This is a genomic window from Sphingobium sp. TKS, assembly GCF_001563265.1.
Lineage (GTDB): Bacteria > Pseudomonadota > Alphaproteobacteria > Sphingomonadales > Sphingomonadaceae > Sphingobium.
Map to the genome: position 1 here is coordinate 1,940,870 of NZ_CP005083.1, position 13,817 is coordinate 1,954,686.

Here is a 13,817-nt window from a genome sequence, read left to right on the forward strand (position 1 = left end):
GGCCATCACGCATTTAAGGTTTGATCGCCGGCATAGGTCTGCGGTGCGGTTTCACGAGGGAGCCGTACTGAAGGCGGCTGGGTTCGCCGTGATACGGGCGACTGCGTCAACAAGCGCGTGCTCGCGCAACGGCTTGTCGATGACTATGCTGAAGCCATCCTTCGTCGCCCGCTCCACCAGTTCTGGTGATATATAGGCGGTGATGAGTATCGCCGGTTGCTGCCATCCTCTCGCACGAAGGAATCGCAGAACTTCGATTCCGTCCATTCCCGGCATGCGATAGTCCGCAACGAGGCAGATCGCCTCATCCGCGAGCGGATCTGCAAGCAGCGCCGCGCTGGATGCGTATGACCGTATGTCATGCCAGATAAACCAGAATGGCGCCGGACTCAAGGGCAGTTGCTCATCTCGCCGATTCGGCGATCCCCGTCCGACGATGCCGATGCGCTGAAGGCACGGCTCTACGCGATGCTGCCGCGTGTCCGCATCACCGACCTGCTGGTCGAGGTTGCCGCATGGTCGGGTTTCGCCGACCGTTTCGTCCATGCCCGCAGCGGCGCACCCGCCTCCGACCCGTCCGCGCTGATGGGTGCGATCCTCGCCGACGCGACCAACCTGGGCCTCGGGCGCATGGCGGAAAGCTCGCGCGGGCTGACCTTGCCCCGCCTGCGTTGGACCGCCGAGTGGCATGTGCGCGACGAAACCTATCTGTCGGCGCTGGCCGCGATCGTCGATTGTCATACCGCGCATCCGCTCGCGGCGGTCTGGGGACCGGGTGATACATCGTCGTCGGACGGCCAGTTCTTCCGCGCTGGCGGTCAGGGCGAAGCCCGCGCCGACCGCAACGCCCGCTACGGCACCGAACCCGGCGTGCTGTTTTACACCCATGTCACCGACCGCTTCACACCATTCCATACCAAGGTCATCGCTGCCAATGCCGGTGAGGCCGCGCATGTCCTCGACGGCTTGCTCGACCATGAGAGCGAGCTGGTGATCCGCGAGCACGCGACCGACACCGCCGGCGCGGTCGATCACGTCTTCGGCCTGTGCCACCTGCTCGGCTTCCGATTCGCGCCGCGCATCCGCGACCTCAACGAACGCCGGCTGTATAGCCTGGCGCCGCTCGATCCGTGGCCGACCTTGCGTCCGCTCGTTGCCGGCCCGGCCAACGTCCGTGCGATCGAGACGGACTGGGACGAGACGCTACGCCTTGCCGCCTCGATCCGCGCCGGCACCGTCAGCGCCTCGGTCATGCTGCGCAAGCTGGCGGGTTTTCCACGCCAGAACCCTGTCGCCCGTGCCCTGCGCGAAATCGGGCGGGTCGAGCGCACCCTGTTCATGCTCGCCTGGTTCGATGATCCCGACCAGCGGCGCCGCACCAGCAGCATCCTCAACAAGGGCGAAGCCCGCAACGCGCTCGCCCGCGCTATCTTCTTCAATCGCCTTGGCGAACTGCGCGACCGCACCTTTGAGAACCAGCGGCACCGCGCCTCCGGCCTGACGCTCGTCACCGCGGCTGTGACGCTATGGAACACCGTCTATCTCGACCGGGCCGTCCGGCATCTGCGTGGCAACGGCGTCGACGTGCCCGACGAACTGCTCGCCCATGTCGCCCCGCTGGGCTGGCCCAGTCGGCCCCAAGCTGCGATTTTGGCCAAGTCGGAGAACGTTTTGGGAACGTGGCATTCGGTATTGACGATGGAAATCATAGAAGTCCCGATCCGCCGGCTCCTAGCCGAAATTCAGGCGATGCCCAATCCGGGGGTCATGCGGACGGGCGATCCCAGCGGCGCAGCGCCATGCCGATCAGCGTCACCGCACCGGCGCCCAGCATCAGCAGCGGCACCGCGACATGCGGGGGCACCGGATGCAGCGTGAAGACGAGCCCCGTCGCCGCCGCGGGCGGATGGACCGCACGGGCCGCCATCATCAGCAGCAGGCCGAGCGTGGCGGCGATGATCGCGACCAGCACCGAAGCGCCGAACATCCAGCCGGCCAGCGAACCGACGAACGCGGTCGCGGCATGCCCCGCCATGATCGGCCAGGGCCGCGCCGAGGGAGCCGAGGGGGTCGTGGCAATCAACGCGACCGAATTGACCAGCGGCATCCACATCGCAACGATCGCGAAATGATAAGCGAGCCCACCGAACAGCGCGAGGGTGGCGAGAAAGACCGAGCCTGCCAGCCCGATCCGCCGCCACGACATCGCATCGGTCGTCGCCCACTTCATCCTGCATTCCCCAAGTGGCGTGTCGTTTGAGGTGAAGATCGCCTGTATCCGAGCGCTAGACAAGGATTTTCTGCCGCAAGCGGCACCTGCGGTCGCGCAGACTGCTGGATCTGGACGGATCAGACCGCGAAGCCGCTGTTTCCTTGCCCAGGGGCGGCGTTTTTCAGCGCAGCGGACAGATCTGTCCAGCCGCTTTCGTTCAGTTTGAGCGTGGATCGCGATCATGCGCATAGCGGTGGCGCTCGCAATCGGCGGATAGCGGCGAGGATGGCGCGTACCATCGTGCCGGTGACAGCGACCTCGGCCAGCTGGAAGGTGATGGTGCGGGCGTGACGGACCACACGTGCCCCGATCTTGATCAGCTTCAGTTGCAGGCTGGTCAACGACCAGTCGGCCATGGCCTCGGGCAGCTCGATGCAGCGCAAGAAGGTGGCCAGGTTGTACGCCAGGGCGTGCAGTTGCAGCCGCACCTCATTGTCGCGGAACTTCCGGCACGACAGCCGCGTCCAGCGAAAGGCGTATTTGCCCTCTTTGATGTGCTGCTCGGCGGTGCCGCGCTGGTTGTAGAACCGCACCACCCAGTCCGGCTCCATCGGCAGGTTGGTGACGATGAAGCCGACACGCGGGAACAGTTCGCCCGGATGCCATTCGATCTTGGCGATCACCCGGCGTTCCTTGTCCCAGGACGCCGCCTGATACTCGAATTCCTCGAAGAACCGCTTGACCTTGGTCAGTGACGGCCGCCCGACAGGGCGCGTTAGCCGATGCGCGATCTTGTCCTTGAGGACCGCGTTTGCGGGCAGCCGGATGGCGTAGAAGAACCGCGCTTCTTCCAATCGCTCATAGATCGCCGGGATCGCGTAGGCAGCATCGGCCCGGAAGAACCTGCCACCAAGGTCGCGCTCCGCGTAGCGCGCAATGACGGGGTCGAGAACATCACGCCAGCCATCGGCGCTGTGGACGTTGCCATGGCGCAGGGCGCAGCGTTCCAGCATCCCGAACTGGTTGAACAGAAAGTTGGGGTGATAGCAGCTACAGTCGAAATGGCCATTCCAGGCGGACCCTTCCTGGTCGCCATGGGTCGGGCTGACCGAGCTGTCCATGTCCAGAACGATGTACTTCAGCCCGTTACGGTCATGGAACCGGTCGATCCATTGCCCGTTCAGGTCGGCCAGCGCGGCACGGTTCCCGGCCAGAGCCAGCGTCTCGGTCTCGAACCGTCCCATCTGCGATGCCGAGGCCGCTTGTGCATCGACCGCTCTGCCGCCGACAACTTGGCGCATGACCGGATCGCAGGCGAGACGGTTGGCGTCGTTGACATCCTCGTATCCGGCCAGCCGCCCAAAGACTGATTGCCGGAACAGGCCGTCGAGCCGATGGACCGTGTTCTTGCCAGAGCGAGTATCGCGCAGCGCCGCTGACGCCAAATCGGACAACCCGAGCGCGTCATCAAGCTCGCGCATCACCAGAAGGCCGCCGTCGGAACTGAGCTGCGTGCCGCGAAATTCCAGCCGCACGCGAGGGTCGAAATCCACCCGATCTGCCCGTTGCAAGCCCGCACCCTCTGGGTGATCCATGAAACGCGCCCCTCGCAGCCTTCAACACCATGTTTTATATAGGAAATATAATGGTCAGGACAGCGAAATCAGCGCCTTACTTGGGAAATGTGGGGTCATAGCCTTTGCCATGAAGGAGAAGCTGGAGGGACCGCCGCACGCCCGGGTCGTCCTCCACTAGCAGGATCTTCGGGCGCGCCGTCGGGAGAACTCCGATGTTGCTACTCATGCTCGTCTCACATTGACCGGCTCAAAAAGCTGGCCGGGTGCAAGGAATCGCAGCAAAACCGGATCAAGTCGCTACGTAGAGGTCCCTATGACCCCTGTCCGACATTGGCGGCGAACGCGATACGTAGCGCGTCGGAGAGGCTGCGGACCCCCAGCTTTGCCATCAGATTGGCGCGATGCACCTCCACGGTTCGTGGCGATATGCCAAGATCATAGGCGATCGTCTTGTTGGGCAATCCATCAGCCAGGCCCTTGAGAACGTCCTGCTCGCGCCCCGTCAGCGCCGAAATCATGACCGCGGCGTCGGCGGCGCGGGCCGCACGCCGGCCGCTGTCGTCGAGCCGCTCGAAGGCGGCGGCGATGGCGTCCAGCATCACTGCCTTCTCAAATGGCTTTTCGATGAACTCGACGGCCCCCGCCTTCATCGCGCGCACTGCAATTGAGATGTCCCCATGTCCGGTGAGAATGATGACGGGCATGACGACGCCCCGTTCGCGGAGCGCCTGCTGCACCTCAAGGCCGTCCATCTCGGGCATGCGCACATCGAGCAGGATGCATCCCGGCTCGGCGTGGCGCACCTCGCGAAGAAAGGCGACACCCGACGGATAGGTGGAGACCGAAAATCCAGCAGTCTTGAGCATGAAGCCAGCGGATCGCCGAATCGATTCCTCATCGTCCACGATATGGATCATACGTCTAGTCGTCATTGGCGTTCTCCGGCTCGGCTTCAACGAGCGTAAAGTGAAATTGAGAGCCGCCCTCGGCGCGCGGTTCCAGCCATATTCGACCGCCATTCGCCTCGACGATGGTGCGGCAGATCGAAAGCCCAAGCCCCATGCCCTCGCTCTTCGTGCTGACAAAGGCGGTAAAAAGCTGCTCCGCAACTTCAGACGACACGCCGGGCCCTGTGTCGGCGACCGTGACGCGGATGAAGCCTGCTCTCTCGCGGCGGGAGATGACCCACAGATGCCGTTCGGATGAGCCAGCCATCGCCTCCACCGCGTTGCGAAGGAGATTGATCAGCACCTGCTGGATCTGCACCTTGTCGAGGAGCACTTTCGAGGCGCCGGGATCGAGATCGAACTGGGCGTCGACACCTTTCTCCTGAGCGCCCATAAGCCCCAGCGCCGCCGCTTCATGGATGAGGGAAGGGAGGTCTTCGACCGTCTTCTCGACCTCCCCGCGCGCCACGAAGTCGCGTAGCCGCCGGACGATCTGTCCGGCGCGAAGAGCCTCTCGAACCGTATCCTCGAGGGCTTCGCGGATCATCGGCAGATCCTCGGGATTCGCCTCGGCGAGAAGGTCGCGCACAGCCTCCACATAATTGGCGACCGCTGTGATCGGCTGGTTGAGCTCGTGGGCGAGGGTCGACGCCATGGTCCCCATCGCGCTCACCCGCGCGACATGGATCAGCTTGGACTGCAGTTCATCGAGGCGCTCCTGGGTCTCCTGCCGTTCTGTCAAATCCCGGATGAAGCCGGTAAAGACACGCTGGCTCTCGCCGATGGCTTCACCCACGGACAGTTCCATCGGGAAGGTCGAACCGTCGCGCCGCGCACCGATCACGACACGTCCGATCCCGATGATCCGCCGCTCGCCGGTCGAAAGATAGCGCTGGAGATAACCGTCATGTCGCTCGCGATCGGGCGATTGCATGAGCATGCTCACGTTCAGTCCTCGAACTTCGCTCTCGGAATAGCCGAACATGCGTTCCGCCGCGGCGCTGAACGAGAGAATGATGCCTTGCTCGTCGATCACGATCATTCCATCGGGAACCGTCGAGAGGATTGACCGGAGATGGTTGGCGCTGGCCTTGTGAGCGCTCTCGGCCGCACGTTCGTTCGTCGCGTCGCGGACCACCTTGCCAAAGCCCCGCAACTCTCCACTGTCATCGCGAAGCGCCGTGATCGAGACATGCGCGAGGAACTCGGAACCATCCTTTCGCAGCCGCCAATCTTCCTCCTCGAATTTCCCCTGCTCGCGCGCGCGTCTCAGATCGGCTTCGGGCTTGCCGGCCTGGACGGCATCCGCCGGATAGAAGACGGAACAATGCTTGCCGACGATCTCCTGCTCGGTCCAACCCTTCAGCCGCTCGGCTCCCTCGTTCCAGATCGTGACGCGCCCTTCGGGATCGAGCATGTAAATGGCGTATCCCTGTGCGCCATCGATGAGGAGGTTGAGTTCGTCGGCAATCTCCGAAAGCTGGCTCCGGCGGCGCTGGTCCAGCGCGGCACGTCCGCGTCGCAGGAACGTGCTGCGCACGTCGAGCAGGGCGATGCCTGCGGCCACCAGCAACGACAGCACGAGATCGAAGGAGGTGGTCGCGGGCGATGCGCGATATGTCGCGATCAGCCCGCCGATCAGGATCGCGAGAACGGCCGCGATCGTCGCCGATCCGGTCGGACCCAGTGCTGCGGCGATAATGATCGAAAGAACCAGGAGGAGGTAAGGGCTGTGGTTGACGCCCGAAGCCCGAAGCGCAAGTTCTAAAGGGACGACGAGAAGGACAGGCACGACGGCGATTGCACAAGCCCCGCCGGAGGGAGGAGTGAATTTATCGTCGACATCGCCCTTCATTGCACTTCCATCTAAAATTCGTCCGTTCCTTCGCGCGCGTGCTGCATTCTGCTCCTCGGGATATCCGATTAGACATTTTTTCATCAATCGCTATTCGCCAGGAGAAGATCGTCTGTTTTCCTTCAGCCATCCGCCTTTCTGCGGTTCCAGAGCGCCACCCGGAAAATGTGCGAATCGGTCGATGCGTCCGTTGCGCCGTTCGCACGGCACCCGAGGCTTCTATCTGCGGCGCGGCCATTCGGCAGCATCAAAACGCTCCTCCACGACAGGGCTCGCTCACAATCTCCCGCCGCCCCAACGTCCGGCCGGAGCGGACCGGCTTGCCACAAACAGCCATCCATCGTTTGATCGGGGGGCAGAAATCTAGGATGCATCACGCCGCATAGTGGCTTTCCAATGCTGCCGCGCGCCCCGCCAGCCGGGACGGTTGATCGCGCGCAAACATAGGAAAACGCGCCCGGCGTATTCCCCGAAGGTATTGTATTCCGCAGGCCGCCCGACCGAAGCCGAGAACCCATGTTTGCCGCGCGATTGCGGACCCCTCCTCACGATCAAGATTGGAGGGGCAAGGTGAGGCTATGCCGATCGTATCCGCTTGTCCATAAGCTAACCCGACCGGTGCCTTCGCCGGCGTGCCAAGTTGCTGGAAATTAAGGCTAGTCGCCGACGCATCGGCTAGGCTGGCCCGAGCGATCGCTCGCACCGCGCCGGACCGCGCGACCGCCCCGCCTGGTGTGTGGAGGCTTCAGGGCTGATATGATCGCAGGAGGGCCAGGATATCCGGAGCGTCGCGTTGAGCGAAGTCCTTGGCAATCTCCGCGAGAATTTGGGCATGCCTCTTCGGGTCGAGCTCGCTCCGGAGCGTGCCCAGCATATGCGGCGGCGCGATCAGGATCAGGGGGGCGTCCTCCCGATTGAGCGAGGCGATTGCCTGCAGCGCTGCGTGGCCGAACCTGTCCTCCCTGCGCTGGTGAAGGTCGGAATTCTGATAGGCACTACGTTTCGGAACCGCGCTGCCGAAGCTGCGTCCTGGAGCGCTCGTGCCCATGGCGCTGGTCGGTGGATTTCTAATTGTCTGCTCTTTCAGAAGCTCCAGATCGGGTGCGGCGTCGGTGCCACGGTTGCGCAGCACCTGCATGTGGCTGCCATCGACGACCAGGATTGTCGTATCATGAGGAATGAGCATCTTCTGTTCCTTATCCGAGGGCTGATCTGTCAACCGCGAAAGGAGGGGGCGCGCGCTGGCAGGCGCCTCGGCCGGCCGAAGGCACGGGCCTCGCGAACCAGCCGGATCACCTCCTCGTCCGTCGTCTGGTCGAACACGACATAATGCGCGCCGACGGCATAAAAGGGTTCGGGCTGCGTGAGGCAGACGACCTCGTCGCACTCCGGAGCAATCTCCGCGAGGCTGTCGCGCGGGGCGACAGGTATGGCGAGAACGAGGCGGGCCGGGTGATTCTTGCCCAGCCCCATGACCGCGGCCTTGACGGTGCCGCCGGTCGCGATGCCGTCGTCCACGACGATCACAGTGCGTCCCGTCACCTCCGCGGCGACGCGACTGCCCACATAAGACCGCCGGCGGCGATCGATTTCAGCGAGCTGGCGTCGCATCTCGGCGCGGATATAGTTCGGGCTCGGCGCGAGCTGGCGGACGATGTCCTCGTTGAGCACGAGTTGCGGGTCGGCGCCGTCCACCACCGCGCCGATGCCCAGTTCCTCATGACCCGGCGCCCCGAGCTTGCGGACGAACAGCAGATCCATCTCCGCGTCGAGCGCCCTGGCGACCTCGAACGCGACCGGCACACCGCCGCGCGGGAGCGCCAGCACCAGCGGATGTGCCGCCGCCAGATGCGTCAGCGCCGCCCCCAGCGTGCGGCCCGCCTCAAGCCTGTCCTGGAATTCGGGTTGCTGCTGGACCATGTTCATATGTCCCGGAAATATCGCAGGAACCACCGCGCGGCGTGGTCGATCACTTCGTCGAGCGTTCCCGGCTCCTCGAATAGGTGGGTCGCGCCGGGTACGACCGCCAACTCGCTCTCCGCGTGAAGGTGCCGCATCGCCACGCGGTTGAGCTCGATCACCGGCAGGTCCCGGCCGCCCACGATCAGAAGCGTGGGCGCGCGCACATGTGCGAGGGCGGCCGAGCCCGCGAGGTCAGGCCGACCGCCGCGCGAGACGATCGCGGCCACGCGCGAGGCGCCATCGGACGCGGCGAGCAGGGCGGCGCCCGCGCCCGTGCTCGCGCCGAAATAGCCCACCGGCAGCGCGGCGATCCCGGGCAGCAAACCCGTCCATTCGGTGGCGCCCTTCAACCGGCTCGCCAGGAGCGGGATGTCGAACACATTGGCGCGTTCCTGCTCTTCCCTCGGCGTCAGCAGGTCGACCAGCAGCGTCGCCAGACCCGCATCGCGGAGACCCCGCGCGACATGATTGTTGCGCGGACTGAGGCGCCCGCTGCCGCTGCCGTGCGCGAAAATGACCATTCCCCTAGCGCCGGGCGGCACGCCCAGCAGCCCCTTGAGCCCATCCGGCTGAACGGTGACGGGAATCGGATCGTGCGCGGCGATGGCGACCATGGTCACAGTCCGAAGGGCCAGGTTTCGGGCGCGCCGTGGGGGCGCTCATGTCCCAGCGGGGTCACCGCTGTCGTCTGCTCGAACCAGACCCAGGCATCGAATTGCTCCGCCAGCACGGCCTCGAAATAATGGCTGAGGCGCTCGGTCTCCGGGCGGTAGACGACGCCTATCGCGCGCTCGAGCAATGGCTCGCGCAGCAACTCGGCGAGCGCCGGGTTCCTGCGCCAGTCGGTCAACGTCCGAACGAGGCCGGTGGACCGGAACGCATGCTCGTAGCTGTCGGGGCGTGCCGGCTGCACGGTCTTGATCTGCATGTCGGCGCCCCAGTCGCTGGCGGCGGCGACCGTGCCGGTATCGGTGCCGAAGCCGATCGACACGACGTCATCGCCATGCGCCATCCTGCACAGCTCGCCGATGTTGAACTCTCCCTGCCAGCCCATCGCGGTGGCGGCGGCGTTGCCGACATGGCTGTTGTGCGCCCAAACCACCGCCTTCGCGCCGTCGCCGCGATGCGCGAGCAGCGCTTGGAGCGTTTCGAACATGTGCCGGTCGCGCAGGTTCCAGCTCTCGGTCGAGCTGCGGTACATGGCGCGATAATAGCGCTCGGCCGCCCGCACGATGCGAGCATTCTGCACCGCGTCGAACCAGGCTTCGCCGTCTCCGGCCAGATACTCCAACCGATGGACCAGCAGCTCACGGAGCTGCGCAATCGCCCGGTCCTCGCAACTCGGCCGGCCGCCGTGAACCACCGCGCGACCGTAGTGCGCGGGCTCGTCCTGCCATGGTGTGAGGCAGCCATAGCGATGGCGCGCGTCGGCCGCCGCCGCCGGATCGACCTTGTCGAGATAGGTGAGGACGGCATGGATCGACTCGCTGAGGCTGTAGACGTCGAGACCGTGGAACGAGACGCGTTGCGCCTCGGCCAGCGCGGCGTTGTGGCCGCGCATCCAGTCGGCGAACTGCAGCACCTCGGTGTTGCGCCACGTCCACGTCGGAAACCGCACGAAGGAATCGCCGCGGCGCGGGCGCGGCGCCTGATGGCGGACATAGTCGTCGATCTGCGCCGCATCCGGCCAGTCGGCTTCGACGGCCACGATGTTGAAGCCATGGCGCTCGATCAGGCGGCGCGTGATCGCGCCGCGCGCGCGATAAAATTCGGAGGTGCCGTGGGTCGCCTCGCCCAGCAGGACGACGCGCGCATCGCCGAAGCGATCGAAGAAACCGCCGAACTCGTCGAAGCGATCGGGCGGGGGGAGGGGCTCGGCGTGGCGGCGCAACGCCGCGACAAGGTCCGCCGGCGCTTTCCTGCCGATCGGATCGTGCAGTGCCGCGTTCGCCATCACGCTCTCCTTTCAGCGTCGCCGCGTTCAATGGCCCAGGAGGAGCGGCACCGGGCTCTCGGCGAGCATCCGCCGGGTTACGCCGCCGAGGAGGGTCTCACGCAGGCGCGAATGGCCATAGGCTCCTACAACGCAGTAGGCCGGCTGACGCTCCCGACAGAGAACCAGAAGTGCATCGCTCACCTTCGATTCCGGCGGAACGTCGCGATCGATGCGGGCATGGATGCCATGGCGCGAGAGATAGGCCGCGGCATCTTCCGCGGGCGCGCCGTCGGTCTTGCCGATCTCCAGGATCGTCACTCCGTTCGCGAGTGCGAGGAGCGGCGTCACCGCGCGAAGCGTTTCGGCGACCGCCGGAGAACCGTTCCACGCAACCAGCACATGCCCGCCGGCATCGAGTTTCCGGGCCTGCTGCGGGACCGCCAGGATCGGCTTCCCGGCACGCATCACGACGTCCGATACGATTGCCCGCATGTCTGGAGGTTCGTGATCGGCGAATGCGGTGTTGAGCACGATGATGTCGGCGAGGCCAGCCTCTGCTTCAACCAGCGCCGCAATATCGCCGGTTCCATCAGCCCAGTCCCAGGCGACGTCCTCAACGGCAAGCCGCGCCTCGATCCGGCTCTTATTCAGCGCTTCGCGGTCGCGAGCGTCGGCGAGCAGGGCAACTTCGGCATCGATCATCGTATAGTCCATCACGGCTGGCAGCTGCACGACATCGAGGCACGTGAGATGCCCGGACAGGGCCCGGACGAGATCAAGCGCCGCCTGAAAGCGAGCCTCTTCACCCGCGTCGTCGTGTATCAGCAGCAGAACATTTTTCATGTCGTTCTCCGGTCCGTCCAGCCTGCAAGGGCATTGAAGTGCCGCTAGAATGGCGGCGGACTTTCCGAAGATCATTACGTGAGGATACGGAGGCCGCGGCGGATCTGCGCACTGCGTAGACTTCCGGATATCGAGCATGTGCCGCGCTGCATACGATTGTCCGGATTAGAATTGAGGAACCAAAGTAGGAGGCCAGCATGAACCGGCCAGTCGAAGTACACGCCAAGCGTCCCAGCGACGGTGCCACTCGCTTGCGGATCGGATTGATCATGCTCGGTGGCGTGGTCGCAAGCCAAGTCATCGTAACGGTGGCGGTCGGAGCCGACCCCCTGCAGCGATGGGCGCCGACGCCGACGGTCCACGTCCAGGCCGAAGCGCGCGATTCGGGCGTGACGCAACATCTTGTCAGCTCGCGCTGACGCGCATCCAGCTTGGCTCGGCTGCTGAACGGTCGGCATTCTGGCGCAAGCAAAGGCCGCGCCGGGTCAGAGAAGCAGTCGATCATCACCCGCGCCCGAGATCTCGGATCGCCGGGTTGCTGCAATTTGCTGATGGGATTTCAACTTATTGCAAGGTGCTGATCCTCAGCAACAGCGCGCGCATCCTTCCGTTCGGCGCAGATTGTCAGGAGGGCCGCCGGGCAGGCCCGGCGGCCCTCGACGCATCCGGCTCGGTAACGCTCAGTAGGCGACGACGATATTGTCATCGACCTTGGTGACTCCGGGAGCGGACCATGCGGCACGCTCGGCAATCTGGCGCTCGTTCCACGCCTTGACCTTTCCGCTCAGCGTCACCTTGCCGCCGTCGGTAAGCACCGTCACCGTCGCCGCATCGAGGTCGGCCTGGCGCTTGATCGCGGCCACGATCCGGTCCTTGACATCGTGGGCGGTCGGCAGCCTACGCAGTTCGATCTGGTTGCTGACGCCGGTGACGCCAGTGACCTTTCCGGCGACCTTGCGGGCTTCGTCGCTCTGATAATACCAGTCGACGGTGCCGGTAAGCGTGACCCAGCCATGCTCGACCTTCACCTTGATCTTGTCGTCCGGGATCGAGACATTCCAGGCGAACATGTCGAGGATGCGCTTGGCGATCTCGTGATCGGCCGTCTTCGGATCCGACGCGAAGCGCACCTTGATCTCCTCGGCGATCGCCTTGACGCCGGCCACGCGCCGCGCCGCCTTCTCGGCCGCCAGCTTCTCGGAGTAGGTTTTCACGAACCCCGACAGTGTCACCACGCCATCGGTCACCGCCACGCCGATATCGGCATGGTCGACGCTCGGCTCCCATTCCAGCTCCGCCATCACGTCGCGCTGTAGTTGACTGTCGCTCTTCATCTCAGCTCTCCTTGCTCGCAGAAATGACCGTCCCAAGCCGGGAGGCCACAGATTAAGGACCATCGGCACATCATCGCAGGTTCGCCGACGGCTTGCTCACGCATCGAGGACTCCTGCAGCATCTCTTGTCTGTCGGGCGGCGCGACGGCAGAATCCGTAATGTCCCGGAGGCGTCGAACATCTGCGATCGTGCGCGGCGCCCTGCGGCGCGCCTCCCTCAGCCAGCCGGCAGACTTCACGGTTTGTGTGGCGGGCACGGCGCCGGCTAGGTAAACTCCCCAATATAGACGCTGATGGGCGACCCCTATTCTCCGACAGACTCGGGCAAGGAGGTCAGCATGAGCTACGAGAAGACCATCGGGGCGGGCCAGCGTCCGGGTGATCCCGACCCAGCCGCAGCGGTGCTTGGTGCCGAGGGTTTCTGGCAGCTGCCCCTGACATTCTATACGAACTGGTGGAACGCGGGTGTCGAGGCCCTTTGGCCGCGTACGCATTCGCACCATCCCGTCCATCGCGACGAGCATGACCAGCTCGTGGTTCCCGAGCCGCTCGAGGCTGACGGCGAACATGTCCTGTTCGCCTGATGACGCGTCCTTCCCGCATCACGGGATCGACCATCTTTAACTTGAGGAGAAGCAAGATGAACGATGTGACCAATGTTCCGGTGACCAAAGCGCGTCCGACATCATCGCTGCGCGATTTCGCAGCCCAGTTCGAGCCGGTCGGCTGGTTGAGGTCGGAAATCGACCGCTTGTTCGACGGTTTCGACAGCCCGGCCCGCGGCCTTTTCAGCTTCGCGCCGCGCGGCCCGTTGGCCATCGTGCCGGCGCTCGAGATGGTCGATGATGAGAAGGCCTATCGTCTCACCGCCGAGCTTCCTGGCCTCGACGAGAAGGATGTTGAGATCAACGTCGCCGATGGCGTGCTCAGCATCTCGGGGGAAAAGAAGGAGACGGAGGAGCGCAAGGAAAAGGGCTTCCTGCTCAGCGAGCGCCGTTATGGTTCGTTTCAACGGCAGATTCCACTTCCCGCCGACGTCGATCCCGAGGGCATCAAGGCGCAGTTCAAGGACGGCGTCCTGTCGGTGACGCTGGCCAAGGACGAAAAGGCTGCGGCGCGCACGCGCAAGATCGCGATCGAAAAGGCCTGAG

At 64.6% G+C, this 13,817-nt stretch carries 14 protein-coding genes and 1 pseudogene; 4 read left to right on the forward strand and 11 right to left on the reverse strand.

Annotated features, from left to right (window positions below; translation table 11 throughout):
* Nucleotides 1–51 precede the first annotated feature (51 nt).
* On the reverse strand, nt 52–393 hold the full coding sequence (locus tag K426_RS30260) for a response regulator (RefSeq protein ID WP_257721810.1): 342 nt from the start codon (nt 391–393) through the stop codon (nt 52–54).
* Between K426_RS30260 and K426_RS09725 the strand changes: the two are divergent.
* Nucleotides 388–1,626, forward strand: a pseudogene (locus K426_RS09725) (Tn3 family transposase); the annotation flags it as partial. The gene K426_RS30260 and the pseudogene K426_RS09725 overlap by 6 nt on opposite strands.
* A 139-nt stretch (nt 1,627–1,765) precedes the next feature.
* On the opposite strand, the gene K426_RS30265 reads toward K426_RS09725, so the two are convergent.
* From K426_RS30265 to K426_RS09770, 9 genes are all read right to left on the reverse strand, one after another.
* A complete protein-coding gene (locus tag K426_RS30265; RefSeq protein ID WP_020817765.1) occupies nt 1,766–2,230 on the reverse strand; it encodes an HPP family protein in 465 nt (154 codons plus the stop codon).
* Nucleotides 2,231–2,451: 221 nt separating this feature from the next.
* Nucleotides 2,452–3,807, reverse strand: coding sequence for an IS1380-like element IS1247 family transposase (locus K426_RS09735; protein ID WP_006473457.1), 1,356 nt, complete (start codon nt 3,805–3,807; stop codon nt 2,452–2,454).
* Nucleotides 3,808–4,100: 293 nt separating this feature from the next.
* Nucleotides 4,101–4,721: a response regulator transcription factor gene (locus K426_RS09740; protein WP_066556351.1), complete on the reverse strand. Its 621-nt coding sequence runs from the start codon at nt 4,719–4,721 to the stop codon at nt 4,101–4,103.
* The gene (locus K426_RS09745) at nt 4,711–6,591 is read right to left on the reverse strand and encodes a PAS domain S-box protein (RefSeq protein WP_066556353.1); all 1,881 of its coding nucleotides are present in this window, start codon (nt 6,589–6,591) and stop codon (nt 4,711–4,713) included. The genes K426_RS09740 and K426_RS09745 overlap by 11 nt, the downstream gene beginning before the upstream one ends.
* Nucleotides 6,592–7,336: 745 nt before the next feature.
* Nucleotides 7,337–7,777 carry a baeRF12 domain-containing protein gene (locus K426_RS09750; protein WP_145907232.1) on the reverse strand — a complete coding sequence of 147 codons (441 nt, stop codon included), beginning with the start codon at nt 7,775–7,777 and terminating at the stop codon, nt 7,337–7,339.
* A gap of 29 nt (nt 7,778–7,806) precedes the next feature.
* Nucleotides 7,807–8,511, reverse strand: coding sequence for a phosphoribosyltransferase (locus K426_RS09755; RefSeq protein WP_066556358.1), 705 nt, complete (start codon nt 8,509–8,511; stop codon nt 7,807–7,809).
* A 2-nt stretch (nt 8,512–8,513) separates the two neighbouring features.
* A complete protein-coding gene (locus tag K426_RS09760; RefSeq protein ID WP_066556360.1) occupies nt 8,514–9,167 on the reverse strand; it encodes a dienelactone hydrolase family protein in 654 nt (217 codons plus the stop codon).
* A 2-nt stretch (nt 9,168–9,169) separates the two neighbouring features.
* Complete coding sequence (locus K426_RS09765) at nt 9,170–10,507, reverse strand: erythromycin esterase family protein (protein ID WP_066556362.1); 1,338 nt, start codon at nt 10,505–10,507, stop codon at nt 9,170–9,172.
* 27 nt (nt 10,508–10,534) lie between these two features.
* Entirely contained in the window at nt 10,535–11,470 is a 936-nt protein-coding gene (locus K426_RS09770) for a universal stress protein (protein ID WP_237230011.1), read from the reverse strand.
* 59 nt (nt 11,471–11,529) lie between these two features.
* Here K426_RS09770 and K426_RS09775 point away from each other — a divergent pair, with 59 nt between their 5' ends.
* Entirely contained in the window at nt 11,530–11,751 is a 222-nt protein-coding gene (locus tag K426_RS09775) for a hypothetical protein (RefSeq protein WP_066556366.1), read from the forward strand.
* A gap of 261 nt (nt 11,752–12,012) precedes the next feature.
* On the opposite strand, the gene K426_RS09780 is transcribed toward K426_RS09775, so the two are convergent.
* The gene (locus K426_RS09780; protein WP_066556368.1) at nt 12,013–12,666 is read right to left on the reverse strand and encodes a BON domain-containing protein; all 654 of its coding nucleotides are present in this window, start codon (nt 12,664–12,666) and stop codon (nt 12,013–12,015) included.
* Nucleotides 12,667–13,004: 338 nt separating this feature from the next.
* On the opposite strand from K426_RS09780, the gene K426_RS09790 reads away from it, so the two are divergent.
* Both K426_RS09790 and K426_RS09795 read left to right on the forward strand, forming a co-directional pair.
* Entirely contained in the window at nt 13,005–13,250 is a 246-nt protein-coding gene (locus K426_RS09790) for a hypothetical protein (RefSeq protein WP_145907234.1), read from the forward strand.
* Nucleotides 13,251–13,306: 56 nt separating this feature from the next.
* On the forward strand, nt 13,307–13,816 hold the full coding sequence (locus tag K426_RS09795) for an Hsp20/alpha crystallin family protein (RefSeq protein ID WP_066556375.1): 510 nt from the start codon (nt 13,307–13,309) through the stop codon (nt 13,814–13,816).
* The last annotated feature ends 1 nt before the right edge of the window (nt 13,817 follow it).